Below are 26,756 nucleotides of genomic sequence, written 5' to 3'. Positions count from 1 at the left end.
AAACGCGGTGCTCACGAGTTCATCGCGAGCTTGCTCGCGCCGACAAGGGAGAGCATTCGTTTGTTGGGCAATCAGCCACGAGCCATTCTTTCAAACGCGTGGATTTGAATAGAAGTCGATGATTGCTGGCAGCACCCACTCAGGCGCCTCCAGCGTCGGGCTGTGCCCGATCCCGCTTAGCCGCATCAGCTTCGAATTCTGCAGCTCCCGCTTCATTTCATCGGACCACGCCGGCGGCCGTGGCATGTCCTCTTCTCCATTGATGATCAGCACCGGAATATTGATCGACGACAACAGCTCAACCGAGCTCTCACGGTGCATCACCCCTTTCATCGCCGGGCGCAGGGTTTTCGGCAGCGCTTCGATCCGGTCGCGCCAGTAAGCGATCAATTCTTGTTTTTCAGGGTTGTGGCGCGTGGTCTTGCCGAACATCACTTCCATGGTCATGTCGAGAATCTCACCGACGAAACCCTGCTGACCTGCATCGACCACCCATTGCGCAAAGCGCGCGCCTTGCTCGGGCGGCTCGCCGCAGGCCGAGGACCCTGCAACCACCAGTGAGCGGAACAGTTCCTGGCGCCGCGCAATCAGCCTGAACGCGACATCGCCGCCCATGGACTGGGCCATGACATTGATCGAGTCGAGTTCCATCCTTTCAATCAGCGCTTCCATGTCGTCCGCACATTGATCCATGGTGATGATATCGACATCCTCCAGGGCACTTTTACCCTGCCCCCTGAAGTCGGGCCGTATGACCCGAAACTTGCCAGCGGCGGCCTCGACCAGGCCATCGAACATGGTCCCGTCGAGAAAGCAGGAATGGAGGCACAGAACGACTGGCAGGTCGGCTTCACCGGTGTCTTCGACCCATAGTGTCGTGCCGTTGACCTGAATGTGGTTGCCGTGTGAATGGTTGATGTGTTGCATGTTGATTCTCCTGACGCTGGACATCCCCGCGAGGGAATTTTTTTAATGGTTGCAGGTAGGTTTTTTTCAGTCGCAACGACAGCCTCAACCGGCCATGTTGCAGGACGCCTTGGACACCAGCGCCCGGTCGTGCTTGAGGAACCAGCCGGTGGTTTCCCGGGTAAAAAAGGCTGTGACAAACGCAGCGACGATCATCAATCCGGAAATGAAATACAGCGCGTAGTTGTAACCCGCCACCTGATCGAAACCGCCGCCTGCACCAATGAACATGCCGATCACAAAAGGCCCGAAGCCGCCGGCGTAGATGCCCACGTTGACAATCGAGCCGGCGATGCCGGATGTACCGGGTTTGGCTGAATCGAAGGCGATCGCATACAGCAAGGTATAAGGCGCGTTCATCGCAAAACCGGCGAACAACTGAATGCAGACCAGCCATGTCAGGCTCAAGGACGTGAACTGGAAGAGGTACATGCCAATCGCCAGCCAGGCGAAAACAATCATCAGGCAAAGCTTGCGGCCCATGCGGTCAGAGATCCAACCCCAGACGATTTGCCCGATGCCACCGGTGATGGTGAACAACACGGAATACGCCGCGGCCTCGGCGAAGTTGTAATGCGCCACGAAGGCCAGGTACTGCGGCAGCCAGAAACTGATCCCGAAATAACCGACGATGGCGAGCATCGAGACCAATGCGATGGTGCTGATGTTCGGATTGCGCATCGCCGAGCGAAAGGCACCTTCGGGTGGCGCCACTACCCCCTGGGCTGCACTCAACGCCGGAACGGTTTCCCCAACCTCACGCACGTGATCGACAAACGACTCATAGCGCTTTTTCGTGCAGAACCACCAGTAGATGGAAAAGATGATGATCATTGGCACCGGAAACAGCAGGAAGGCCAGGCGCCAGTTCTCCGGACCGTAGGCGTTCAGCAATGCACTGATCGCCAGACCACCGATCAACGTCCCCCACGGATAGCCAGTGTGATGCAGACCCAACGCAAACCCTCGCCTTTCGCGAGACCACCACTCGGACAACGACGTGACTTCGATGGCCTCACCGGCACCACCAAAGGCGTGTGAAATCACCTGCAACGCCACCAGCACTCCAAGTGAACCGGTCAGGAAATTCAACCCGGTCAGAAAGGTAAAAAGCGTGTAGGCAATCACGATTGGCAGGTGCCGGTACTTCCTCATCCAACCTTGCCCGCCCTTGTCAGCCCAGATCATGCAAGGCACAGCGATCAACGATGTTGCGATGGTGATAAACGCCGCGAGCAGGCCTGTCATCTCTGCACTGGTTTTGAATTCGCTGGTGATCGAAGGCAATACCATAAAGAACATCTGGCGTGAGTTGGCGTCCATGGCGTAGACCAGCCAGAGCAACGCCATTGCGCCCCACGAGGCTGTTCCTGCACCTTTGGAAACCCGGGTGAACGACGGAATAACAGCTGCTTTTTCTTGAGCGAGGCCCATAGGAATATCTCCCGCTGAGTTTTCTTTTTATTGTTCCCCGACAATTGATCAGCGCAGAGCATTCGCAACGTCGGGTTTGCAGGCGACTCCAAAACAATGAGAGCGTTGGAGTTCACCGTCCGCAAATTAGAAACCCGACGAGAATTGATGGATATAGCTAATAAATCACACCTGCTTTGAAGTTTTGGCACAGGTAGGTGACATCTTGGTTGGGTCAATACGCTTCACATTATGTAAGTGAAAAAGCCCATTGCCATCCTGGCTGTTATCAGACTTGAGACAATATCAATGAAGTTGCCGTTGCCTCTCCAGTTCCCTCTTCAACCAGGTGCTTGCCGGTTCTACACCTTCTGGACAGCGCACCTCATAGGCGCGGCCACTCACACTGCTTTTAGTGGCAGCAAGATCGATAAAGTCTTCTGCGCTGTTCACCAGGTGCTTGCCTTCGAGATAATTCAGTTTCTTTTCCAGATGCGCCCGAGCGCGCGGACCCGGGTATTCGCTGCCGTTGCGCACAAACTGACACTCACTGTGTTCGACAAAGTCCAGCAAGCCTTTTATCTATTGAGTGGCTTGAGGTGTGGCTTGAGCCTGCACATGAGTGACGATTGCGATGAGGCTGATACACGCAGCCATCATCAATTGGCTGATAAGCCGCGCGGTGCCGCCTGTCCACATCCGCATGATTCACCCTGGCCCTGAAAGTGAAATGAATGGAGATCTCGCCCTATAACATTTTCTCCAGCCCGATCGTGCTGCTGAGCCACGAATTGAAGTGTCGCCACCAACTCCCCGGCTCCTCGGTCAACGTATGCTGTTTGCCGTCATCCTCGGTGACCCAGACCACCTGATTCTTTTCCAGCAGGACATGGTAGCTGAGAGGCGGTGCCATCCCCTCCAGGGCCAGTTCGCGCACCCGTGCGGCGAGTTGCGGATTGTCCACCAGCACCCCGACTTCGGTGTTCCACAATAATGAGCGCGAGTCGAAATTGAACGAGCCGATAAACGCTTTCTGCTGGTCGAAAATCATCGCCTTGCTGTGCAGGCTGGAGTCGGAACTGTTGGAGGATCCGCTGTGAAACAGACGCGGTCCGCTGTCGCTGTCGTCATTGTCGCCGGACTGGCGGCGTAACTCGTACAACTGCACGCCATGCTCCAGCAGGGTTTTGCGATAAGGGCCGTAACCACCGTGCGCGGCGGGCACATCGGTGGCTTCCAGTGAGTTGGTCAGCAGGCGGATCGACACGCCGGCGTCGGCACGATTAGTCAAGTACAGCACCCCCGGTTGGCCCGGCACCATGTAGGCCGACACCATGATCAGCTCCTTGGTGACCCCATCAAGCTCGGGGGCCAACTGGGTGGTCAACAGCAGGTGCGCGCCGGGTTCGCCCTTCGACAAGACCTTGCTCGGGGCATCCCACATCGCCGTGTTCCAGGCCCAGATCAGCTCCCGCCGCCAGACTTCCATGCGTGGGTGAGTGGTGTAGGTCATCAACTGTTGGTAGAGGGCATGATTCTGTTTGCGCGTTTCCTCCAGGGATTCGTCCAGCCGGGTCCGGGTATTTTCCAGGTCCCTGGTGGTCGGCCTGAACGAGAGAAATTGCTCGATCGGCTTGCTCAAGGCGCTGTTCCAGTACTGGTCAAAACTATGCCCCAACTGCTCGGCAACCGGGCCGACACTGAGCATGTCGATGTCGGTGAAATTCTTGTTCGGCTCGGCATCGAAATACTCGTCCCCCAGATTGCGCCCTCCGACGATGGCCACGCTGTTGTCCACCAGCCACAGTTTGTTGTGCATGCGCCGGTGTTGCCGCGACAAGTTGAACAGTCGGCCCATGGTTCGCGTCACGACGGTGCTGCGGCCCAGGTGCAGCGGATTGAACACGCGGATCTGCATCCGCGGGTGCGCCGCCAGCGTCGCGATAATCTTGTCCAGGTCATCGCTGGTGGTGTCATCGAGCAGAATCCGCACGCGGACTCCGCGGTCGGCGGCGTCGAGCAGCTCGCTCACCAGGATCCGCGTACTGATGCCGTCGTGGACGATGTAATACTGCAAGTCGAGGCTGCTTTGGGCGTTGCGAATCAGCTCGGCGCGGGCGGTGAAAGCCTCGGCACTGTCCGATAGCAAGCGAAAGCCTGATTGGCCCTGATGCGGGGCTACCTGGGCCTGGATGGAACGACCGAACGCCGAATCGCTCGCGGGCAAGGCTTGACTGGGTTCGTGAGGGACATTGAGTGTCGTGCAGCCACCAAACAGCAAGGCGATCAACAGAAGCGCAAGCGGGGGCTGTTTGATTCTCACGGAGCGTGCTCCGGGTGGTGGCGATCAGGGATGCCGGATCCCGAAGAAGGGTCAGCTGGATTCCTTGCGCACTGTTTCTTCGATCTGCGGGGTTGTGTTTGCAGCGTAGTTCATCCGCTTGCCAGCCGGGGTATTTGCCCCGGGCGCAAAAGATATTGCTGACAGCCACCGGTAAGAAAAAAACCAACTGCCAAAGCTTATGAAAATAACACCGCGACGCATTTTCGTAGCCACCACCTTTCCCGCAAGCCATCCGCTCAACTCGTCGGCGCCCGATGCCCCTTGTCATGAAATGAAAAATCGCTGTCGTGCAATGCGAGGTGGCCGCCCCCTGCTACAGCCTAGAGTCGGAACAAAATAACAACCGGGCCCAGCACCCGGAAACACGAGAACCGTCATGAGCAGATCCACCCGAACGACCGAGTCCGTAACCCCCGCCCAGCGTCCCCCGGCAACCGCCCGAAAACGTCGCACCCGCAAGGATGGCGATCTTCCGGGCGACACCCAGCAACAAGAGCTGATCGGCACGGCTGCCAACCAGACCCTGGCAGCCAATCCGCTGGTCAGCGTGCGTGCGGCGGACCTGGCGAGCTCTGCCGGTTACCTGGTCAAGGCCGTGGGCAAGTCGCCGCTCAAGGCTGGCGCTCATCTGGGTGGCTACCTGAAGTCGCTGCGCGGCATCGTCCGCGGCAACTCCAGCATCGCGCCGGACCCGAAGGACAAGCGCTTCGCCGATCCGGCCTGGCAATCCAACGCCTTCCTGCACGCGCTGCTGCAGAGCTACCTGGCCGGCCAGAGTGAACTGACCCGCTTCATCGAATCCACCGACCTTGCCCCGCTGGAAAAGAGCCGGGCCCGATTCGTCGCAACGCTGCTGGCCGATGCCGTGGCACCGAGCAACTCACCGCTGACCAATCCGGCGGCGCTGCGCAAGCTGGTGGACACCGGTGGCATGAGCCTGGCCAGGGGCATCCGCCAATTCGGCGAGGATATGCTGCACAACCGTGGGCTGCCGAGACAGGTCGACAGCACGCCGTTCACGGTGGGCGAAAACATCGCCACGGCCAAGGGCCAAGTGGTGTTTCGCAACGAGATGTTCGAGCTGCTGCAGTTCTCGCCCACCACCGAAAATGTCTATGCCCGGCCCCTGGTGATGTCGCCGCCGCAAATCAATAAGTACTACGCCATCGACCTGTCGCCGGAAAAAAGCCTGATCAAGTGGATTCAAGACAGCGGCGTGACCCTCTTCGTCATCAGCTGGCGCAACCCCACCCGAGAGCACCGCGACTGGGGCTTGTCCGAATACGCGCTGTGCCTCGACCAGGCCGTGGACGTGGCGCGCAAGATCACCGGCAGCCCGGATGTGAACATGTGGGGCTCCTGCTCGGGCGGCATCACCATGGCGGCCTACCTCGGCTGGCTGGCGGCCCGTGGCGAAGGCCACAAGGTGGCCAATACCAGCTGGGCGGTGTGCGTACTCGACATGCCCTCGGCGCTGGACGACACCACCCTGGGGCTGTTCACCACCCCGTCCGCCCTGCGTGCAGCCAAGGCCAGTTCCCGGCGCAAAGGCGTGCTGAGCGGCCAGGGCATGGCCCGCATGTTCGCCTGGATGCGGCCCAACGACCTGATCTGGAACTACTGGGTCAACAACTACCTGCTGGGCAACAAGCCGCCGGCCTTCGACATCCTGGCCTGGAACGACGACACCACGCGACTGCCCGCCCAGCTGCACGCCGACTACCTCGACCTGGTCCAGCAGAACCCCTACAGCAACCCGAACACCCTGGAGATTGCCGGCGAGTCAATCGACATGACCCAGGTAAAAGTGGGCGCTTATGTGGTGGGCGGCACCACCGACCACATCACCCCCTGGCAGGGCTGCTACGGCACCGCCCGGCTGTTTGGCGAAGACGCCACCTACGTGCTGTCCAACGCCGGCCACCTGCAGAGCCTGGTGAACCCGCCGGGCAATCCCAAGTCGTTCTACTACGCCGCGCCTGCCTCTGAGGAGACCCCGCAAACCTGGCTACAGAACGCCGGTGAGCGCCAGCAAGGCAGCTGGTGGCCGCATTGGCGCGAATGGATCGGGCAGCGCTCGGGCGAACAGCTGCCGGCGCCGAAGAAGCAAGGCTCGCGCAAGTACCCGACCCTCTGCCCCGCCCCTGGCACCTATGTCATGGAGCGTTGAGACTGCCCCCGCCTGAATGAACGCATTACCCCTGTAGGAGCGAGCCTGCTCGCGATGGACGTCAACGATGACGCGATCCGTCTGAATGATCGCACTCCCGTGTGGGAGCGAGCCTGCTCGCGATGGACGTCAACGATGACGCGGGCCGTCTGGATGAACGCGCTCCCCCTGTGGGAGCGAGCCTGCTCGCGATGGACGTCAACGATAACGCGGGCCATCTGGATGAGCCCGTTGCCTGGACGTTTTTCGCGAGCAGGCTCGCTCCTACAGGTCCTCGGTACGATCTTTCAGCGCGGATCAATCCGATCCAGCACCCGGTTCGCGGTGATCTCCGCCAGCATGATGCTGTTGGAAATACCCAGCAGCGCATGGCGATCGCCACCGTCCAGATGATCGACCAACTGATGAACCATCACATCCACCGAGGCCAAGGTTTCGACCAGGTACACCACCAGCGTTTCGGTCGTGGCTTGCGGGTTCACGGCAAACAAAGTGCTGGGCGTTCGTGGGGTGGCCTTGATATCGGCCGTCGAGGGGAAATGGTAATTGAGGGCACGTTCGGCAGCCTCGTTGAGCTTTTTTGAATCGGGTTCGTAGGGGGATGCGGGATCGGTGTCCGGGGGATTGGGTGTGACTTTGAACATATTCGATTCTCCAACAATTGGAGCCGTCACCGAATCGCTGCTAAACGATGGGTGGCAGCCGTGCGCAGGTTAGCAGACCGGGGAGAACCGAAACCGGCGCGCCCGAGGGCGCCCTGCGCACAGCTACCATAAAGTGCAGGCATAAAATGACCTGACTCTCTGGATGCAGATGAGCTTCGATTGACCACAGGCTGCTAAACCCGATCACTGATGGGCAGTGACGCGAATCAAGTTACCGATGACCCCCAAGGCGCACAAGCCGGCGGATTCTGGCGTAACCGTAGGCAGCGGCGCAAGGTTTTGTGGCTTTCATCCGGTAACTGTAGGAGCCTTTAAACAAGCACTCTCGGGTGATGTTTAACGGATAAGCGCACACGTCCTACACACAATTTCCAGGCAGTAAAAAGGTCATAAAACCAGAAGCCGTCATTCGACACCGCACCTGCACCCCGTTTAAATTGCCAGTCCTTCTTATCAGGCTGCACACACAATGACCGGCACGCTCCAAGGCAGCTGTCTCTGCCGCACCGTCAGGTACGAACTCAAATCACGCCCCAAAGCACTTTCGCATTGCCATTGCAGCCAATGTCGCAAAGGCCATGGGGCCGCGTTTGCCAGCTACGCAAGCGTGCCCCGCACTGACCTGCATCTCATCGAAGGTGCAGGGCAGATCACGGCTTACAACTCTTCCGAATCAGTACTTCGGCAGTTTTGCAGCCAATGCGGTTCATCGTTGTTCTGGTCAAAAAGCCAAGGGCAATACGCCGACTGGATATCCATAGCGCTGGGCACCCTGGACACGTCTTTCAAGTCCGAGACACAGCGACATATCGAAGTTGAATCCAAGGCGTCGTGGTATGAGATTCAGGATCGGTGGCCGCAGGCTAAATGACTGAGATGGGTCGTTTGCTGCCCTTCGTGACAGGCAGAAAACGGCCAAAAGCAGTCGGTCGCAGACCACCCAATCACTAATGCCCGAAGATGCCCCAGGCAAATCGAGAGTCACTGGATCTGATTCGACGGATAAAGACCGGCAAGCCGCGCGATCACCACGCCAACGTAAAAAACCCCTGAAAACTCTTCAACCATCACCAGTGAGCGGGCGTGGTTAGTCAACGGGAGAACGTCACCGAAACCTGTGGTCGTGAGCGTCGTGAGGCTGAAATAGATCAGTTTGAAGAAAGTGCCGGGCTGTCCGAAGTCGAGGTGGGCAGGGCCGAATGAGCCAGCGCTGGAGATCTCGACCAGGGCATAGACGAAGGACCAGACGAAGGCCAGCATGATGTAACCCGCCAGCGCGCCATGCAGCTTGTCGGCGGTAATGGGCCCGCGTTTGAGAATATAGCGAAGCACTCCGATGAACGAGACGGCAAGAGATGCCGCATAAACGATCCCGACACAGAAAAGCATCGTGGTGCTTCCAGCCCACAACGCCGCCCATTGAAGGCCAACCCCCAGCAACGCCAGGCCCAGTTTGAGGATGAACCCCCGCCGCGTCTGCCGGGTGGCGAAAGCGCCCACGAGCAGCACGATTGAAAACAGAATGCCGAGCAACGTACGAGCAGCTATACCTTCCTCGAGAAAGGGAAACAGGAGGATCAATCCCAGCAAGAGCAGCAATAGATGGGTGCAGGGCCCTCGCCCTATGACCATCTGACCTAAATCCTCGTCGGATTCGGCTTTATCTGGCGGATTTGTCATAGATGTTTCCCGTAGACCGGAACAACACTCGGAGACCTGTCGCTGCGCGGTTGAAATCTGACTCTCGGCCCTGGAAGAGCCGGCAGTGAAATTCTAGTCGCGAATACATGTGAGAGGATTCAGCCTGATAGCCATGGGTTGTTTTCTCCGGGCAATCTTGTCATTTGCCAAGGCTTAGGGCACGGTCGATACCACGGACATCTGTGCCAAACATCTCTGCCAAACATCTCTGCCAAAGGAGTCACTCCATGTCAAAGTTGTATCCCAGCATCGATCCCGACGGGCTGGTCGAGTACTCGGTGGTCTACACCGACCGCTCGCTCAACCACATGTCGCAGTCGTTTCAAGGCGTGATGAAGAACATTTCCAGGACCCTGAAACAGGTCTACAACGCCCAGGGTGTTGCGGTGGTGCCGGGCAGCGGCACATTCGGCATGGAGGCGGTGGCGCGACAGTTTGCTACCAACCAGCAATGCCTGGTGATACGCAACGGCTGGTTCAGTTATCGCTGGAGCCAGATCCTTGAGATGGGCAACATCCCGGCGGCCACTACGGTGCTGAAAGCCCGACCGGTCGACACGGGTCGCCAGGCGGCCTACGCCCCTCCCCCTCTAGATGAAGTGCTGGCAGCCATCGAGGCTTCGAGGCCGCAGATTGTCTTCGCCCCCCACGTGGAAACCTCATCAGGGATTATCTTGCCCGACGACTACCTGCGGGCCGTCGGCGACGCCGTGCATGCGGTGGGTGGCCTGTTCGTGCTGGACTGCATCGCCTCAGGCACGCTTTGGGTGGACATGCACAAATGCGCCGTCGACCTGCTGATCAGCGCACCGCAGAAAGGCTGGAGCGCCTCCCCTTGCTGCGCCCTGGTGATGTTCAGTGCCCTGGCCCTCGAGCGCATCGAGCAGACGCAGAGCAGCAGCTTCGCCTGCGACCTGAAAAAGTGGCTGCAGATCATGCAGGCCTACGAACAGGGCGGACATGCCTACCATGCGACCATGCCCTGCGATTCCCTCGCGCGGTTCAACGAGGTGATGAAAGAGACGCAAGCCTACGGTTTCGACAAGGTCCGTGACGAACAGCAGGCGCTGGGCGATCGGGTGCGCGCCATGTTGACCGGCAAAGGCATCAAGAGCGTGGCCGCCGCCGGCTTTCAGGCCCCTGGCGTCGTGGTGAGCTACACCGATGTTGCCGACATCAAGAGCGGCAAGAAATTTGTCGCCCACGGCCTGCAGATTGCCGCCGGAGTGCCGTTGCAATGCGACGAGCCGGCCGACTTCCAGACCTTCCGCATCGGTCTGTTCGGCCTCGAAAAGCTGCACAATATCGAGCGCACGGTCAGCACCCTTGAGCAGGCACTGGACGAGGTGATGGTTAACTAAGCCTTCATGCCGGCCCACGGCACTGAACATTGACGGGCGCGTCCAAGCCACAGACGCGCCCGCCTACCTGTCCATTGCCAGGATCAGCCGCACAATCGGAGTTACTGCCTCGTCCCCGGCAGCAGTTCAAAGTCCGGGGTGAACGGGGTCATCGCGGCCATCAGTTGGGCGAACGGTTTGCGATCGCCTTCAAAGGTCGCCTTGCCGTCCGCGACCAGCTGATCGAGGCTGACTTTCTTCGCCATCACGCCTTCAAGCGCCGAGCGATCGAGGGTGAGGGTCAGGTCGGCGTTTTTTGCCTGCTGGCCCTTGATGCTGGTCAGCGTTGAATTGCTCAGCTCCACCACGAACTGTTCACCATTGTCCGGGGTCTTGAGGTTCAGGACGAAATGCAGGTCCGCCACCTTGCTGCCATCCAGGCAGATGCCGAGGTATTCGAGCCACAGCTCTGTGCTCATGGCGCGGACAATGTCCGGCCCGCTGGATTTCGGTGCCAGGCCCTTGGGCATACCGTGGCGCAATTCATAGGCCGCCGCGAGGAAGCTGTTGCGCACGCCGGCACTTTCCTTCTGATAGCCCACCTGCTCATAGACGTCCGCCAGCAGGTCCTTGGCCTGGGTGTTTTGCGGCTCCGCATACACCAACTTATTGAGAATTTCATAGGCTTCGCGGTATTTGCCCTGGTCGAACAAGGTCTTGCCCTTGGCCATGATCTTTTCCGCACCGCCCATCATTTCGACGTACAGCGGTGCCGAATCCTTCGGTGACAGCGGCATCAGCGTGGCCGGGTTGGCATCCCAGTAACCCAGGTAGCGGTTGATCACCGCGCGGCTGTTGTGTTCTTCCGAGCCGTGATAGCTGTGGGTCGCCCAGTTGTTCTTCAAGCTCTCGGGCAACTTGTAGACATTGTGGATCTCGTTGATGGTGACGCCCTGGTTCGCCGCGTGCAGGACGGCGTTGTTCAGGTTGGCATAGGCATCGCGTTGCGCGCGCATCACTTCCTGGATCCGTTCGTTGCCCCAGCGTGGCCAGTTGTGTGCGGCGAGCATCACATCCGCCTGCTGGCCGTAGAGGTACAGGGCGTTGTTGATGTTCTTCGACCACACCAGCGGATCACGCACCAGAGCACCGCGCAGGGTGTAGATGTTGTGGATGGTGCCGGTGATGTTCTCGGCAGCCCAGAACGCCTTGAATTGCGGGAACCAGGTATTCATTTCCGACGGTGCTTCGGTGCCTGGCGTGTTCTGGAAGTCCATTTGAACGCCGTCGATCGTCAGGCTTTCGAAATCTTTTTCGATGTATCGATTAGGTTCAATCAGGCCCATGGTGCCGGACGCGGCGTTTTTGCCGATCGCCATGTCGACATGACCGTAGGGACTGTGTGGCAACAGCAGGCCGTATTGAAAGAATGCGCGGCGGTTCATGGCATTGCCGGCGTAGACGTTTTCCGCGACCGCATGCTCCATGAAACCCACGGGGGCGATCAGCGCGACCTTGCCGCTGCGCACGTCCGCTTCTTCGACGATGCCGCGGACACCGCCAAAGTGGTCCGCATGGGAGTGGGAAATCACCACGGCCACGACCGGGCGCTTGCCCAGCTTTTCATTGATGAATGCCAGCGCCGCCCTGGCGGTTTCCTTTGAGGTCAGGGTGTCGAAAACGATCCAGCCGGTGTCGCCCTTGATGAACGTGATGTTGGCCAGGTCAAAGCCGCGGATCTGATAGATCCGGTCCGGCACCACCTCGTACAGACCATAGGCCATGTTGAGCACGGCCTGGCGCTGCAGCGAAGGATTGACCGTGTCGAAGTCCTTGCCGTCCAGCAGGAAATCGTAGCTGCCCATGTTCCAGGCGACGTTGCCCGCATCGCCCATGATCTTGTTGTAGGTCGGGGCTGCGATGAAGCCTTTTTTGGCCTCTTCAAAATCGCGTTTGTCTGCAAAAGGCAGCGTCTCGCGCACGCCCTTCTGATATTCGATGGTGTACGTAGACGGCGACTTGCCCTTGTTATCGAAATGCTCAATCGTGGCCGGCACGGCAGTTGTCTGAGCAGCAAAAATGCTGGGGTTGAAGCCCGTGGACAGTGCGACGGCCAGCGCGCAACTGAGGGTCTTGTTGTTCATGAAATGTTCCTTCGCCAGAGTATCGATGCCTTTGATGGCGCGGGTTTGCTCTTGTTCGTCTTGACCCGCCCGGCAAGGAATAGCATATTCATTTGATTACGAAAAATTCCGTTTTGCTCAATATCGATAACACAAAGGTTATGACATGACCCCGCGCCGCCTACGCCAGTTTTTAGCGCTGATCGAACACGCACACTTTGGTCAGGCCGCCAAAGCGCTGGGCGTTTCGCAACCGGCGCTCAGTAAAAGTATCCAGCTGCTGGAGCAGGAGCTTGGCGTTACGCTGTTCGATCGACGCACCGAGGGCGTGAGCCTGACGGCGTTCGGTCAGGTGCTGCAGGGCAAAAGCCAGCGCTTGTTGATGGCCGAAGAGGACCTTCGGCGGGACATCGCCCTGCTGGCGGTTGGCGACATCGGTACACTCAAGGTGGCCCTCGGGCCCTACCCCAGTGTGATCAGCGGCTACCGCGCCATTGCCCGGTTGCACACCCGCCATCCGAACCTCAAGGTGACGGCCCATGTCGCCGGTTGGCGAGAGGTTGCGCAGCAGGTCGCCAGCGGTGTGGTGGATCTGGGGATCGCTGAAATCAGCGCCTTGCAAGGCGAAAAGGAATTCAATTGCGAGCTGTTGGGTGAGCATCAGGGGCGCCTGTTTTGTCGGCCCGGCCATCCGTTGCTTGCGCAACGCTCCCTGAAGCGGGCGCAAGCACTCGATTACCCTTGGGTGGCGTCGCGCATTCCGTCCCGCCTGGCCGGCCTTCTGTCACGCGCGACGTCAGGCTGCGCCGGCGCCTACGACACAGTGACCGGCGATTTCGTGCCGGCGATTGAAATTGACGTGCCCATGCAGATCGTTCAATTCGCGGCGAACAGCAATGCATTGGCCGTCGGCACGTTGACGACCTTTGAGCGGGAGTTGCTGGCGGGTGAAATCGTCCCGCTGCCCATCCACGATCAGGCGTCGCACACCCATTACGGTTTTATCTCGCTCAAGGAGCGCTCGCTGCCGCCCGCCGTGGAGGCCTACATGCGCGAAGTGCGGGCGGTGGAAGAGGAAGTTTCCCAGCGCGAACGGGAGCTGGCCGACTTGATGATGAAGTAGCGCAAAATCAGTAGCTGAAGTCATGCCCCAACTCTTTTTGCATCCATTCCAGAAAACGCCTGACACGGGGAAAGTTCGAGTGAGCGCGGGGAAACACCAGGTGGTGCGCGGTGATCGGCGCGCTCAACGCAGGTCCCACCTCGACCAATGCACCACGTGCCAGATAGTCCTGCGCCAGCAAGGTACTTTCGAGGGCAAAACCAAGCCCGTGACTGGCGGCTTCCAGGGTCATGTAGGAACGGTCGAAGCTGAGGGTGTAGGGTTTTTCCGGGCGTGAGACGCCGTGCTGGGCGAACAACTGTGGCCACTTGATCAGCGTCGCCTCCGACAGGATCAACTGGCTGTCGAGCAAATCCGCAGCGCTGCGGATCGGGTGTTTTTCCAGCAACTTCGGGGAAGCCATGACCGCAATCCGTTCATTGCGAATCGTGCGTACTTCGTAGCTCGGCCAATTGGGCATGCCATGGCGGATGTCGACGTCGATCTTGTCGCGGCTGAAGTGCAGCGATTCATAAGAACACGAAAGGTTGAGCTGGATATCCGGGTGGCTCTCGCGAAACTGCTCAAGGCGCGGCATCAGCCACAGCAGGCCGAAACTGGGTGATGAATGCAGCCGCAGGCAATCAAGGCTGACGTCGCTGGAGGCACGTTCGGTGGCCACGGCGAGGCTGTGCAGGATGCCGGAAACCTCCGTCAGGTATTGCTCGCCGACCGGCGTCAGGGTCACGCCCCTGGCGGTCCGGAAAAACAACTGGCGCCCGATCATCGCCTCCAGTTTGGCCAGCTGGTGACTGACCGCCGAGGGTGTCAGGTCGAGCAATTCAGCGGCGCGAGCGACATTGCCGAAACGGGCTGTCTGCTCGAAGGCCTGAATGGCTTTCAGGGGTGGCAGTATCACAGGTGCATCGTCGGATGAGCGCATGATTGTGGTTATTCCGCTGCAAGTTACTTAAACCGGGCGTTTCGCCATTCAATCATTCCGATACTTCGCTGGCGAGTGCTGAATTTTTTTCAGCACCCAGTGACGTTCGCGTTATTGCTCAGGGGCAGTCTGGAGAACAAGCTGAGTCATCGGTTCCTGGTGGATCGACTCATAAAAACAATCATCCGAGGTACTGTTCCATGCTTCTTCAAGGCAAAGTCGCGATCATCACCGGTGCAGCGTCCGCACGTGGCATCGGCCGCGCTACCGCGACCACGTTCGCGCAACAGGGCGCCAGCGTGGTGATTCTCGATCTGGACGAATCCGCCGCACGCGATGCCGCGGCCTCCCTGGGCGAAGGCCATCTGGGCCTGGCCGCCAACGTCGCGGACGAATCCCAGGTGCAGCAGGCGGTCGCGACAATCATCGAGCACTTCGGTCGCATCGACATCCTCATCAACAACGCCGGCATCACCCAACCCCTCAAGACCCTGGACATCCGCCCTGCGGATTACGACAAGGTGCTGGACGTCAGCCTGCGCGGTACGTTGCTGATGTCCCAGGCGGTGATCCCGGTCATGCGCCAGCAGTCGTCCGGCAGCATCGTGTGCATGTCATCGGTTTCCGCTCAACGGGGCGGCGGTATTTTCGGCGGCCCGCACTACAGCGCCGCCAAAGCCGGCGTGTTGGGCCTGGCCAAAGCCATGGCGCGCGAGCTGGGCCCGGACAAGGTGCGCGTGAACTCCATCGCCCCCGGCCTGATCCATACCGATATCACCGGCGGCCTGATGCAGGACGAACGCCGCCACGCGATCATCGACGGCATCCCCCTCGGACGCCTGGGTGAGGCGCAGGATGTGGCCAACGCGGCGCTGTTCCTGGCCAGCGACCTATCCTCTTACCTGACCGGCATCACCCTGGATGTGAACGGCGGCATGCTGATTCACTGATGACAGCTGACGGGCCTCGCGGCCCGTGCGGTTCTGGATCGACGACGCAGCCGGGCCACAAGCCTGGCGGTCAATAAAAACAAGAGATCAGACCATCATGACTACCCTGTCGCTCGAAGCGGTTTCGACCGTGCGCTCCAACGCCTACCGCAAGACTGCGTGGCGCCTGATGCCGTTCCTGATGCTGTGCTACCTGTGCGCCTACCTGGATCGGGTCAACGTCGGTTTTGCCAAGCTGCAAATGATGAACGACCTGGCGCTCAGCGAAACCGTCTACGGACTTGGCGCGGGCATGTTCTTCATCGGCTACTTCCTCTGTGAAGTGCCCAGCAACATCATCCTGCACAAGGTCGGTGCGCGGGTCTGGATCGCCCGCATCATGATCACCTGGGGCATCGTCTCCGCCCTGTTCGCCTTCGTCGAAACCGCCTGGCAGTTCTACGCCCTGCGCTTCCTGCTCGGCGTTGCCGAAGCCGGCCTGGCACCGGGTCTGCTGCTGTACCTGACCTACTGGTTTCCCTCCTACCGGCGTGCGCGCATGACCGTGTTGTGGTTCATCGCCATCCCGCTGTCGGGCATGGTCGGCGGCCCGCTTTCGGGCTGGATCATGAACCACTTCGCCGGCATGCACGGTTGGGCCGGCTGGCAATGGATGTTCGTGCTGGAAGCAGTGCCCACGGTGCTTATCGGGCTGCTGGTGCTGAGCTATCTCAAGGACGGCGTGCATCAGGCCAGTTGGCTGGATGATGACGAAAAGGCACTGATCAGCCGTGAGCTGGCCGAGGACGACCAGCAGAAAGTCACCCATGCTTCAGTGGGTGAGTTCATTCGCGACCGTCGTCTGTGGTTGCTGGCCGGGATCTACTTCTGCGTGGTCATGGGCCAGTACGCCCTCACCTTCTGGCTGCCAACCCTGGTGCGTAACGCGGGGGTTTCCGATCCGCTGCACATCGGTTTCCTGACCAGCCTGCCCTACCTCTGCGCAATCGTGGCCATGCTGTATGCCGGACGCAGCGGTGACAAACACCGTGAGCGTCGCTGGCACCTCATTGTGCCGATGATCGCGGGTGCCATCGGTTTGAGCCTGGCGGCGCTGATGGGCGGGAATGTACTGCTCTCCATTCTCAGTCTGTGCCTGGCCGCTTCCGGAATTCTCTCCGCGACATCGATGTTCTGGATGCTGCCCACCACGCTGCTCGGTGGCGTGTCCGCCGCCGCTGGCATCGCGGCGGTCAACAGCTTCGCCAACCTCGCCGGCTTCTGCTCGCCCTATCTGATCGGCTGGGTCACCACACAGACCGGCTCCAGCGCCATCGGCATGTACCTGATCACCGGCGTCCTGCTGTTCGGTGCCACGTTGGTCCTGCGCATCCCCGCCGCCTCGGTCAATCGTTGATTCATTGGAGTTTCACCATGACTGCTCAAACCGCATTCACGTCATCCACGACGCTGGCGCAACGCGCCCACAACATTCGCCGCCACGCCCTGCGCATGGGTCAGGTTCAAGGGCAAGGCTACGTCGGCCAGGCTCTCGGCGCCGCCGACCTGCTGGCCGTGTCCTACTTCCACGCCCTGAGCTACCGGCCCGAAGACCCGGAATGGGAAGCCCGCGATCGCTTCTACCTGTCGATCGGTCACTACGCGATTGCCCTGTACGCGGCCCTGATCGAAGCCGAGATCATCCCGCTGGACGAACTGGAAACCTACGGCGCCGATGACAGCCGCCTGCCGATGTCGGGCATGGCCGCCTACACCCCGGGCATGGAGATCACCGGCGGTTCGCTCGGCCAGGGCCTGGGCATCGCCGTCGGTGCCTGCCTGGGCCTCAAGCGCAAAGGCTCACCCTCCTTCGTCTACAACCTGCTGTCGGACGGCGAACTGAACGAAGGCTCGACCTGGGAAGCGGTGATGTCGGCATCGCACTGGAAGCTGGACAACCTGATCGCCATCGTCGACGTCAACAACCAGCAGGCCGATGGTCATTCGAGTGAGATCCTTTCGTTCGAACCCATCGTCGATCGCTGGCAGGCCTTCGGCTGGTTCACCCAGCGCGTCGATGGCAATGATCTGGAGGCACTGGTCACCGCGTTCGATGCCGCGCGTAACCACCCTGGCGCGCAACCTCGCGTGATCATCTGCGACACCAGAATGGGCAAGGGCGTGCCCTTCCTGGAAACCCGCGAAAAGACCCACTTCATCCGCGTCGAAGAACACGAATGGGACCTGGCACTGAGCAACCTTGAAGAAGGAAACAACCAATGAGCAACGCAGCCAACACTCCGACTTCCACGGTTACGCCGGCCAAGAAACGCCTGACCACTTCGGCGATGATCGCCTCGATCGCCTCTGAGGGCCAAGCCACCAAGTCGGCGCCATTTGGTCATGCACTGGCCGCGCTGGCGGATCAGCGCAAAGATATCGTCGGCCTGTCCGCCGACCTGTCCAAGTACACCGACCTGCACATCTTCGCCAAGGCCCATCCCGATCGCTTTTATCAAATGGGCATGGCCGAACAGCTGCTGATGAGTGCGGCAGCGGGGATGGCCCGTGAAGGCTTCGTGCCCTTTGCCACCACCTACGCCGTGTTCGCTTCGCGCCGCGCCTACGACTTCATCTGCATGGCCATCGCCGAGGAGAACCTCAACGTCAAGATCGTCTGCGGCTTGCCCGGTCTTACTACCGGTTACGGCCCCAGCCACCAGGCCACGGACGACCTGGCGATCTTCCGCGCCATGCCCAACCTGATGATCGTCGACCCGTGCGACGCACTGGAAATCGAACAGGCCGTGCCCGCCATCGCGGCGCACCAGGGACCGGTCTACATGCGCCTGTTGCGCGGCAATGTGCCGCTGGTGCTGGACGAGTACGGCTACCAATTCGAGATCGGCAAAGCCAAGACCCTGCGTACCGGCAACGATGTGCTGATCATCTCCACCGGCCTGATGACCATGCGTGCACTGGAGGCTGCCAAAGCGCTGCAAGCGGACGGCGTCGATGTCGCCGTGCTGCACGTGCCGACGATCAAGCCGCTCGATGAGCAAACCATTCTGGCCGAAGCCCGCAAACCGAGTCGCCTGGTGGTCACCGCAGAGAACAGCTCGATCATTGGTGGGCTGGGCGAAGCAGTGGCCGGTGTGTTGCTGCGCAATGGCGTCACGCCCACCTTCCGGCAGATCGCCCTGCCCGACGCGTTCCTCGATGCCGGGGCGCTGCCGACACTCCATGATCGTTACGGGATTTCAACCCAAGCGGTTTGCACTCAAATCAAGGCCTGGCTTTAACCACAGGGACAAGGCACCTGGAAACAGGTGCCAGCCAGTTCGACATCAATCCCGGCTTGCGCCGAACAGGACGACTTGCTCTTGAGCCATCTCGAGCAAGGCATCGACGACCATTCTCACCTTCGGTTGGAGGTAACGCGTGCGCGGCCAGATGACGTGGATAGGCATGGTTGCTCCCGCGTGGTCGTCCAGGACCGTGACCAATGCGCCGCTGCGCAAGTGTTCGGAAACCAGCCAGGTGGGCAACTGGCAAAGTCCGCAGCCATCCAGGGTCGCGCGCAGCATCATGTCACCGTCGCCGAACTCATGGCGCACTCGCACTTCCTGCTCTTGCACCTCGCCTTTGGCATTGCTCAGCAACCACGTCATGCGCAGCCCCCTGCGCCAGGCAATGATGCAATCGCGCGCAAGCAAATCGGACGGGTGCCGGATCGGCGGGCATCGGCTCAAATAGTCGGGCGCCGCACAGACCACCAGGTGTTGCTCACCGAGCCGGCGCGCCACCAGCTCCGGATCATCCTTGAGATCGCCGATTCGTACCGCCAGATCAATGCCATCGTTGATCATGTCGACCGTCCGTTCACCAAAGGTCAGGGTCAAGTCCAGTTGCGCGTATTGCCGCGCCAGGGCAATCAGCATCGGTGCGATATGCCGCCGTCCAAAGGCGGCCGGCAGATCAATCCGCAGACGTCCCTTCGGTTCGGCAACGCCGTTGAGGAAGCTGCCTTCAACGCCCCGCAACTCGTCCATCACCCGCAAGCAACTGGCGAGGTAAATCTCCCCCTCGCTGGTCAAGCTCAGTTTGCGCGTGGTGCGATGCAGCAGCTTGGTGCCGAGGCGTTTTTCCAGCCGGGTCACGCTCTTGCCCACCGCCGAACTGGTCACACCCAGTTGCAACGCAGCCGCCGTGAAACTCCCGCATTGCGCAGCCAGGATGAACTCGGGGATGCCATCGAATTGAAGGGAATCCATCACTGGCTCCACTGACATGAAAACCTGATTCTATCCCTAGAGGATCAACTGATCGTAATTTTCACGGATTAATGGAATTTGCAGACTGGATTAAGGTGGCCGCACTTTTAAACGACCTTCCCCTGGAGGCCACCCTGAACACCGACTTGAACCGATTGCTCACGCTGGAAGCGATCAGGAACCTGCGATTGCGCTACTGCCATCACCTCGACGCCAACCGGATGGATGCGCTCGCGCAGTTGTTTACCGATGACGCCATTTGCCAGGTTGATCGCGCTGGCTGGCGGGGGCGTGACGCCATCGCGCAGGGCTTGTCTGAAGCATTCTCGGCATTCGATCAGCAACAACGTGGGGCGTATCCCTTCCTGCACGCGGTGTCGAATCACTGGATCGAGATCCTTGATGAAGACCGGGCCGAAGGCCGTTGCTATTTGATCGACTTCGCCACCCAGCGGGCGCCGGGCCAGAACCCTTTGCTGCTGGTTGGGCTGTACGCCGATGAGTATCGACGGGTGGATGGTCAATGGCTGATCAGCCGTACCCGCCTGGATGTGGTGTGGCCTGAACCCGATGTCGGCGGCGGCGATCCGGGCAACGGGCTGGTTCTGCCGTCCTGATACATCCCCTCTTCTCCCTCATTTGCAGAGTTTCTGATGAACCCATTATTCAAATCCTATGATCTGGCCGGCACCCGGTTGGCCAACCGCGTGGTCATGGCCCCCATGACCCGGGCACGCGCCCTGAACGACATTCCGGATGAACACACTGTGCTCTACTACGCCCAGCGAGCTTCTGCCGGGCTGATCATCAGTGAAGGCATACCGATTTCCCGCGAGGGCTGTGGCTACCTGTTCAACCCCGGTCTCTATAGCAATGAACAGACCCAAGGCTGGCGCCGGGTCACTGATGCCGTCCACGCCAAAGGCGGGCGAATCTTCGCGCAGCTGTGGCATGTGGGGCGCATGTCCCATGTCTCACTGCAGCCGGGAGGCGCCGCGCCGGTGTCGTCGGTGGCTACCGTTGCCGCCCACTCGAATGCCTATGCGTGGGTTGAAAAAGGCCAGCCAGGCCCCGTGCAAGCAAGCGTGCCGAGAGCATTGGGCACCTCTGAAGTCCAGCGCATTACCGCTGACTTCGTGAGCGCCGCGCGTCGAGCGATAGAGGCAGGCTTTGACGGCATCGAATTGCACGGCGCCAACGGCTATCTCTTCGAGCAATTCCTCAACGGTGCATTGAACAATCGCCAGGACACCTACGGCGGTTCCATCGCCAATCGCCAACGCTTCCTGCTCGAAACGCTCGATGCCCTGGCCACAGCGATCGGCAGTGCCCGAGTGGGCGTGCGACTATCCCCGTTTGGTCGCCTTTTCGACATGCACCCCTACGCCGAAGAAACCGAGACCTGGCTGAGCCTGGCCTCAGCACTCAATGACCGAGACCTGGCGTATGTGCATTTGAGTGATCAGCTGACGATTGGCGCAGAAGCGATTCCCGAGGGCTTCGCCAACCAGTTTCGCCAAGCGTACCAAGGCACGCTGATCGCTGCGGGAGGCTTCAACCGGGAGCTGGCGGAGGCTGCACTGGAAGCCGGCGACCTGGACCTGATCGCGTTTGGCCGCCCCTTCATTTCCAACCCCGACCTGGTCCAACGGATGCAAAACGGCTGGCCGATCGCTGAAGGGGATCGGACTACTTTTTATGGCGTTAACGGCAGCTCAACCAAAGGCTATACCGACTATCCCGCTTATGGCGAGACGGTGGCGAATTAAGTAAGGCGAAAGTCAGGGGGATTCGTCCCCTGCGACTGTTGATCCTCGCAACCGGCTGCCATCGGCCAGTTGCTGCCCTTCGGGCAACTATCGGCCAATAGCAGTCATTTAAATTGGCATTCCGTCTTCCACCGTCGAATGTCGCCTTGTCAGTGACTGTCCCGCGGGACATCGATACTCGTTGCAAGCATTTATGCTCCACCTGAAAAGAAACTGCTGACAACGCACTCATGTCGCATGCATGTTTTTCATCTCCTCGCAGCTCCTATCCCGACCACCGGCATTGCAGAGCTGCCGACCTTGAACCATATATAAAGCAATACGCCATCATCGTTACAAGGTATTCCCTCAAGGCAAAAGGCCAACTCAGCATGGTGAAACAAGGACACAAACAGCGGCTGTACGACGAACTCGTCGACCTGTGCTATGAGTCTGCGCTGGGTATAACAAGCTGGCAGCCCTTGCTGGAGCGACTGGTCGAGGCCAGCGGTCATCAGAAGGTTTTTTTGTTCTACGCCAGTCACCACAAGAGCGACGCCCAAGCCGCTCCGACCATCAACCTGCGCACCCCTGCAGGATTGAACGGCTACAACAGCCTGCATTGGCAGCTTACCCCGGGCCTGGATTTCAGTGGTTTCCACTCCTTGGGCTCCTGGCGCAAGGCGCTCATCGATTTCGGGAGTGAGCATGCCCTGCACGATCCGAATGATCAGGCGCCCTACCTTCCTCATGGCCTGCATCATGTCGCCAGCGTCAGACTCGATGAGCAGACCGATTCGGGCATCTACCTGACCGTACTCCACCAGGTCGGCGCGCCTTCCCCCTCTGCCTGGCACTATGCGCTGCTGGAGCGAATCACCCCGCACTTGCTCAAGGCGGTCAAAGTGTCTGCCAGGATCAACTGCCTGGAACAGGACCTGGCCAAGCGCGACCTGTTGCTGGACCACCACACGACGCCGCTCTGGCTGCTCGATGACGAGGGCCAGGTGCTGCACTGCAATCAGGCCGCGCGGCACATGAGCCTGAGTGGTTCACCGCTGTTTGAAAAATTCGCCCATCTGCACAGCACGATTCAAGACACTCGTCTGCGGACACTTATCCGCCGTGCTGCGGGTAAAGACGGCAAGCGCCAGGCCGGCTGCCTACGCCTCGACACTACCCAATCACAAGAATTGCTGGTCACTCCGGTTCCCGCCGACGCGGGCTACAACCGTCACTTCAACAAACCCTTGGTGCTACTGGCACTGCTGGAAAATCGCTTGCCAAGCCCATTGCTGGCCGAGCTTTTCCAGCTCAGCCCAGCCGAACTGCGACTGGCCGAACTGCTGGCCCAGGGGCTGCCCCTGAAAGACTGCGCGGCGCGCCTGAGCGTCTCCATCAACACTGTGCGGACCCAACTGCGCGCACTGTTTCGCAAAACCGGCACCACCGGTCAGGTGCAACTGATCAAGCTCTTCACCCGGTTGATCGGGGGTTGAGGACGGGTTTGTCCTGCAGCCCCCGGCACCTTAGACGAACATCTGCACATCACTTGCCGTCAGAGTCGTCACACCCACCAGGGTCACCACTGCGACCGCATTGTCGTTGGCTGCGCCGTCGGCATCGTAATAGAGCGTGTGGTCATTCTGGTTGAACACCAGGTGCGCGCCCGCCGCCTCGTGCTGCTCGCCGCTGACGTTGGCCAGTGTGTCGGCGACGGTCTGGCCTTGCAGGTTGAAAAGTGCACTGTTGAGCGCCAAGGCGTCACTGCCCTGGGTGAAGTCGGTGATCAGGTCGGCACGATCGTCCGGCAACTGGGCGAACTGGAAGGTATCGGCACCGGTGCCGCCGCTGAACCAGTCGGTTTCGACGGTACTGCGGATCAGGTTGGCAGAGGCGTCGCCGGTCCATTCGAGATGGTCGGCGACAGGGTTGCCGTTGGCGTCGTAGCGTTGGCTGTAGATACCAGATCTGCTGCCGTCCTGGCCGTCGGACGTCCAGCTCACCAGATAGCCGCCGTCGCCGAGTGCGGTGATCGCGGGTTCGTGCTGACTGTCGAGCGTGGTGCTGCTGACCCGCACCTCATTACCCACCGCTGCGCCGTCAGCAGCGTAGCGCTGCGCGTAGATGCCCCAGCCACTGCCGTCCTGGCTGTGGGACGCCCAGCTCACCACATAACCGCCGTCGCTAAGCCCGCTGATCGCCGGCTCAGCCTGCTGGTCGACCGTGGTGCTGTTGACTCTCACTTCGTCACCCAGCGCCGCACCGCCGGCAGCGTAGCGCTGTGTGTAGATGTCCGCGCCACTGCCTTCCTGGCTGTTGGAAGTCCAGCTCACCACATAGCCGCCGTCGCTGAGAGCGGCGATCGCCGAATCATACTGATGATCAAGCGTGGTGGTGTTGACCCGCACCTCGTTACCCAGCGCTGCACCGCTGGCAGCGTAGCGCTGCGCGTAGATGCCCCAGCCGCTGCCGTCCTGGCCGTTGGATGTCCAGCTCACCACATAGCCGCCGTCGCTGAGAGCAGTGATCGCGGGGTCTTGCTGGCTGTCGATAGTGGTGGTGTTGACCCGCACCTCGTCACCCACCGCAGCGCCGCCAGCAGCGTAACGCTGCGCGTAGATGCCCCAGCTGCTGCCGTCCTGGCCGTTGGATGTCCAGCTCACCACATAGCCGCCGTCGCTGAGTGCGGTGATCGCGGGTTCGTGCTGACTGTCGAGCGTGGTGCTGTTGACCCGCACCTCGTTCCCCACCGCTGCGCCGCCGGCGTCGTAGCGCTGCGCGTAGATGCCTCCACCGCTGCCGTCCTGGCCGAAGGATGTCCAGTTCACCACGTACCCACCGTCGTTGAGCGCGACGATCGCCGGTCCCGCCTGATAGTCAAGCGTGGTGCTGTTGACCCGCACCTCGTCACCCACCGCCGCGCCGCTGGCAGCGTAGCGCTGCGCGTAGATGCCTCCACCGCTGCCGTCTTGGTCCAGGGACACCCAGCTCACCACATACTGGCCGTCGCTGAGCCCCGCGATAGTCGGATCAAACTGATAGCCGAGGGCGGTGCTGTTGACCCGCACCTCGCCGCGAAGTACCTGCAGCTGTACACCATCGCCAAACCGCAACGTTTCGAAGTCATGCAATGCATCGAGGCCTTCGTTGCCGTCATCAGCATTCAAATCATTGATGCTGATCTGATCTCGACCCTGCACACCAAAGGCAAAGTCGTGTTGGTTACCCAGATACAGTGCCGTGTCGTGGCCTTCTCCACCGAACAAGATATCGTTGCCAGCGCCTGCGACAATGCGCTCGTCGCCGCTGCCCAGCCGGATTAGGTTGTCGCCAGCATCGCCCACAAGCGTCAGCGTGTTGGCGACCGCCTGGCCGCTGGCGTCGAAGCGCTGTGCGTAGATACCCGTGCCGCTGCCGTCCTGCCCGCTGGACACCCAGCTCACCACATACCCACCGTCGCTGAGCGTGGCGATCTTCGGTTGCTGCTCAAAGCCGACGGTCGTGCTGTTGACCAGCACTTCGCCTCCCACCGGTGTGCCGTTGACATCGTAGCGCTGCGTGTAGATGCCCGCGCCACTGCCATCCTGATTGTGGGCACTCCAGCTCACCACATAGCCACCGGCGCTGAGCGTTGCAATCGCCGGCTCATAACCATTGAACTGCGTAGTGCTGTTGACCTGCACCTTACCACCCACCGCTGCACCGTTGGCATCGAAGCGCTGCGTGTAGAGGTCAAAACTGCTGTCGTACTGGCTGAAGGTCACCACATAGCCACCGTCGCTGAGCCCAGCGATCGCCGGCTCGGACTGAAACGGATGCGTATTGCTTGTGACCAGCACCTCAGCACCCACCGCTGCACCGTTGACATCGTAGCGCTGCGCGTAGAGGTTATAGCCGCTGTCGATCGGGCTATAGATCACCACATAGCCACCGTCGCTGAGTCCAGCTACCATCGGTTGTATGTCATTTGGACTGTTGAAAATATCGATGTCGACCGTACTGGTGTTGACATGAACTTCACCACCCTGTGCCATGCCCGCTGCGTCATAGCGCTGCATGTTTACGTCAGCCCTTATTAAAAATAAACCTTCGCTCCGAACGAAGGTGTAGGACTCTGAGCCCACCACATAGCCGCCGTCTGCCAGCGCCGTCACACTCGCATAAGAACCAAAGTTCGCCGTGGTGGTGTTGACTCGTACCTCTTCACCCACCGCTGCGCCGCTGGCGTCGTAGCGCTGCGCGTAGATGCCGCTGCCGCCCGGGACGCTGGACGTCCAGCTCACCACATACCCACCGTCAGTTAGCCCCGCCACACTCGGAAAAACCTGATCGTTGGCCGTGGTGGTGTTGACCCGTACCTCGTTACCCACCGCTGCGCCGCTGGCGTCGTAGCGCTGCGCGTAGATGCCTTGCCCGCTGCCGTCCTGGCCGCTGGACGTCCAGCTCACCACATACCCACCGTCAGCCAGTGCGGCCACACTCGGATAATACTGATCGCTGGCCGTGGTGGTGTTGATCAGATGCTCCCCCCCGGGAGCACCGTTGACCGTGATCGTGCCATCGGCAAAGCGCAGTTGCTCGACATCATCGATCCGGTCTCGCCCCGCCTCGCCACTTCCTGCACCCGCCTCGACCACCAGATAGCCACGCGGGTCGAAGGTGACGGTGTATTGGTTCATGCCGGCGCTGTAACGAGCGCTGTCGTTGCCCGCTCCCCCGTCGAGCCGATCATTGCCGGCACCGCCGTTGAGCTGGTCGTCGCCTGCAAGGCCAGACAACGTATCGTTACCGCCATCGCCCAGCAGGCGATCGGCCGACGCCGAGCCGGTTAGCGAATCGTCGCCGGTACCCCCTGCGATCAGGTTGAACAAACTGGCTTCCGGCGAGGTGGCCGGTGCAAAGTTCTCACTGGTCAGCGTGCTCGCCTCGGTATTCTGCAACGTGATGATGGTCTGCCAACCGTTAGTGGCGATGCCTGCGCCGTCCCGGTCCCATTGCAGCAAGGTGTCGGCGCCTTGCTGCACCAGGCGCAGGT

The 26,756-nt window shown here is 60.3% G+C and carries 20 protein-coding genes and 1 pseudogene; 11 read left to right on the top strand and 10 right to left on the bottom strand.

Annotated features, from left to right (window positions below):
- Positions 1 to 90: 90 nt before the first annotated feature.
- From PMI35_RS02990 to PMI35_RS03000, 4 genes and pseudogenes are all read right to left on the bottom strand, one after another.
- The gene (locus PMI35_RS02990) at positions 91 to 927 is read right to left on the bottom strand and encodes an alpha/beta fold hydrolase (protein ID WP_008065586.1); all 837 of its coding nucleotides are present in this window, start codon (positions 925 to 927) and stop codon (positions 91 to 93) included.
- Positions 928 to 1,011: 84 nt separating this feature from the next.
- Positions 1,012 to 2,400, bottom strand: a complete 1,389-nt coding sequence (locus tag PMI35_RS02995; protein ID WP_008065584.1) for an MFS transporter — start codon at positions 2,398 to 2,400, stop codon at positions 1,012 to 1,014.
- 285 nt (positions 2,401 to 2,685) lie between these two features.
- Positions 2,686 to 3,084 (bottom strand): annotated as a pseudogene (locus PMI35_RS34310) (DUF5329 domain-containing protein).
- A gap of 43 nt (positions 3,085 to 3,127) precedes the next feature.
- A complete protein-coding gene (locus tag PMI35_RS03000; RefSeq protein ID WP_008065582.1) occupies positions 3,128 to 4,702 on the bottom strand; it encodes a phospholipase D family protein in 1,575 nt (524 codons plus the stop codon).
- 397 nt (positions 4,703 to 5,099) lie between these two features.
- On the opposite strand from PMI35_RS03000, the gene PMI35_RS03005 reads away from it, so the two are divergent.
- Positions 5,100 to 6,893: an alpha/beta fold hydrolase gene (locus tag PMI35_RS03005; protein ID WP_008065581.1), complete on the top strand. Its 1,794-nt coding sequence runs from the start codon at positions 5,100 to 5,102 to the stop codon at positions 6,891 to 6,893.
- Between the two features lie 287 nt (positions 6,894 to 7,180).
- Here the strand turns inward: PMI35_RS03005 and PMI35_RS03010 are convergent, their stop codons facing one another.
- Positions 7,181 to 7,537: a DUF6124 family protein gene (locus PMI35_RS03010; protein ID WP_008065579.1), complete on the bottom strand. Its 357-nt coding sequence runs from the start codon at positions 7,535 to 7,537 to the stop codon at positions 7,181 to 7,183.
- 490 nt (positions 7,538 to 8,027) lie between these two features.
- On the opposite strand from PMI35_RS03010, the gene PMI35_RS34305 reads away from it, so the two are divergent.
- A complete protein-coding gene (locus PMI35_RS34305; protein WP_081504870.1) occupies positions 8,028 to 8,429 on the top strand; it encodes a GFA family protein in 402 nt (133 codons plus the stop codon).
- Between the two features lie 110 nt (positions 8,430 to 8,539).
- Here PMI35_RS34305 and PMI35_RS03015 read toward each other — a convergent pair whose 3' ends face one another.
- On the bottom strand, positions 8,540 to 9,238 hold the full coding sequence (locus PMI35_RS03015) for an ion channel (RefSeq protein ID WP_032832125.1): 699 nt from the start codon (positions 9,236 to 9,238) through the stop codon (positions 8,540 to 8,542).
- Positions 9,239 to 9,486: 248 nt separating this feature from the next.
- On the opposite strand from PMI35_RS03015, the gene PMI35_RS03020 reads away from it, so the two are divergent.
- Positions 9,487 to 10,620: an aminotransferase class V-fold PLP-dependent enzyme gene (locus tag PMI35_RS03020; RefSeq protein WP_008065576.1), complete on the top strand. Its 1,134-nt coding sequence runs from the start codon at positions 9,487 to 9,489 to the stop codon at positions 10,618 to 10,620.
- Positions 10,621 to 10,721: 101 nt separating this feature from the next.
- Here PMI35_RS03020 and PMI35_RS03025 read toward each other — a convergent pair whose 3' ends face one another.
- A complete protein-coding gene (locus tag PMI35_RS03025; protein ID WP_008065575.1) occupies positions 10,722 to 12,743 on the bottom strand; it encodes an alkyl/aryl-sulfatase in 2,022 nt (673 codons plus the stop codon).
- A gap of 145 nt (positions 12,744 to 12,888) precedes the next feature.
- Here PMI35_RS03025 and PMI35_RS03030 point away from each other — a divergent pair, with 145 nt between their 5' ends.
- The gene (locus PMI35_RS03030) at positions 12,889 to 13,845 is read left to right on the top strand and encodes a LysR family transcriptional regulator (RefSeq protein WP_008065574.1); all 957 of its coding nucleotides are present in this window, start codon (positions 12,889 to 12,891) and stop codon (positions 13,843 to 13,845) included.
- 7 nt (positions 13,846 to 13,852) lie between these two features.
- Here PMI35_RS03030 and PMI35_RS03035 read toward each other — a convergent pair whose 3' ends face one another.
- On the bottom strand, positions 13,853 to 14,767 hold the full coding sequence (locus PMI35_RS03035) for a LysR substrate-binding domain-containing protein (protein WP_008065573.1): 915 nt from the start codon (positions 14,765 to 14,767) through the stop codon (positions 13,853 to 13,855).
- Positions 14,768 to 14,967: 200 nt separating this feature from the next.
- Here PMI35_RS03035 and PMI35_RS03040 point away from each other — a divergent pair, with 200 nt between their 5' ends.
- From PMI35_RS03040 to PMI35_RS03055, 4 genes are all read left to right on the top strand, one after another.
- Complete coding sequence (locus tag PMI35_RS03040) at positions 14,968 to 15,717, top strand: SDR family NAD(P)-dependent oxidoreductase (RefSeq protein WP_008065572.1); 750 nt, start codon at positions 14,968 to 14,970, stop codon at positions 15,715 to 15,717.
- A 97-nt stretch (positions 15,718 to 15,814) separates the two neighbouring features.
- Positions 15,815 to 17,113: an MFS transporter gene (locus PMI35_RS03045; protein ID WP_008065571.1), complete on the top strand. Its 1,299-nt coding sequence runs from the start codon at positions 15,815 to 15,817 to the stop codon at positions 17,111 to 17,113.
- Between the two features lie 17 nt (positions 17,114 to 17,130).
- Entirely contained in the window at positions 17,131 to 17,979 is an 849-nt protein-coding gene (locus PMI35_RS03050; RefSeq protein ID WP_008065570.1) for a transketolase, read from the top strand.
- The gene (locus PMI35_RS03055) at positions 17,976 to 18,998 is read left to right on the top strand and encodes a transketolase family protein (protein WP_008065568.1); all 1,023 of its coding nucleotides are present in this window, start codon (positions 17,976 to 17,978) and stop codon (positions 18,996 to 18,998) included. Before PMI35_RS03050 ends, PMI35_RS03055 begins: the two co-directional genes overlap by 4 nt.
- A 45-nt stretch (positions 18,999 to 19,043) precedes the next feature.
- Here the strand turns inward: PMI35_RS03055 and PMI35_RS03060 are convergent, their stop codons facing one another.
- Entirely contained in the window at positions 19,044 to 19,970 is a 927-nt protein-coding gene (locus PMI35_RS03060; RefSeq protein ID WP_008065567.1) for a LysR substrate-binding domain-containing protein, read from the bottom strand.
- Between the two features lie 71 nt (positions 19,971 to 20,041).
- Between PMI35_RS03060 and PMI35_RS03065 the strand changes: the two genes are divergently transcribed.
- The 3 genes from PMI35_RS03065 to PMI35_RS03075 all read left to right on the top strand — a co-directional run bounded on the left by PMI35_RS03065 (position 20,042) and on the right by PMI35_RS03075 (position 23,217).
- Complete coding sequence (locus PMI35_RS03065) at positions 20,042 to 20,587, top strand: nuclear transport factor 2 family protein (protein WP_008065564.1); 546 nt, start codon at positions 20,042 to 20,044, stop codon at positions 20,585 to 20,587.
- A 36-nt stretch (positions 20,588 to 20,623) separates the two neighbouring features.
- Positions 20,624 to 21,739: an alkene reductase gene (locus tag PMI35_RS03070; RefSeq protein ID WP_008065561.1), complete on the top strand. Its 1,116-nt coding sequence runs from the start codon at positions 20,624 to 20,626 to the stop codon at positions 21,737 to 21,739.
- A gap of 371 nt (positions 21,740 to 22,110) precedes the next feature.
- The gene (locus tag PMI35_RS03075) at positions 22,111 to 23,217 is read left to right on the top strand and encodes a helix-turn-helix transcriptional regulator (RefSeq protein WP_008065559.1); all 1,107 of its coding nucleotides are present in this window, start codon (positions 22,111 to 22,113) and stop codon (positions 23,215 to 23,217) included.
- Positions 23,218 to 23,247: 30 nt separating this feature from the next.
- Here the strand turns inward: PMI35_RS03075 and PMI35_RS0133125 are convergent.
- Positions 23,248 to 26,756: hypothetical protein (locus PMI35_RS0133125; protein ID WP_032832124.1), on the bottom strand; the 3,509-nt coding region annotated here is incomplete at its 5' end.

Origin of the sequence: Pseudomonas sp. GM78 (genome assembly GCF_000282475.1) — a bacterium.
Lineage (GTDB): Bacteria > Pseudomonadota > Gammaproteobacteria > Pseudomonadales > Pseudomonadaceae > Aquipseudomonas.
This window is presented reverse-complemented; position numbering and strand designations above follow the sequence as displayed.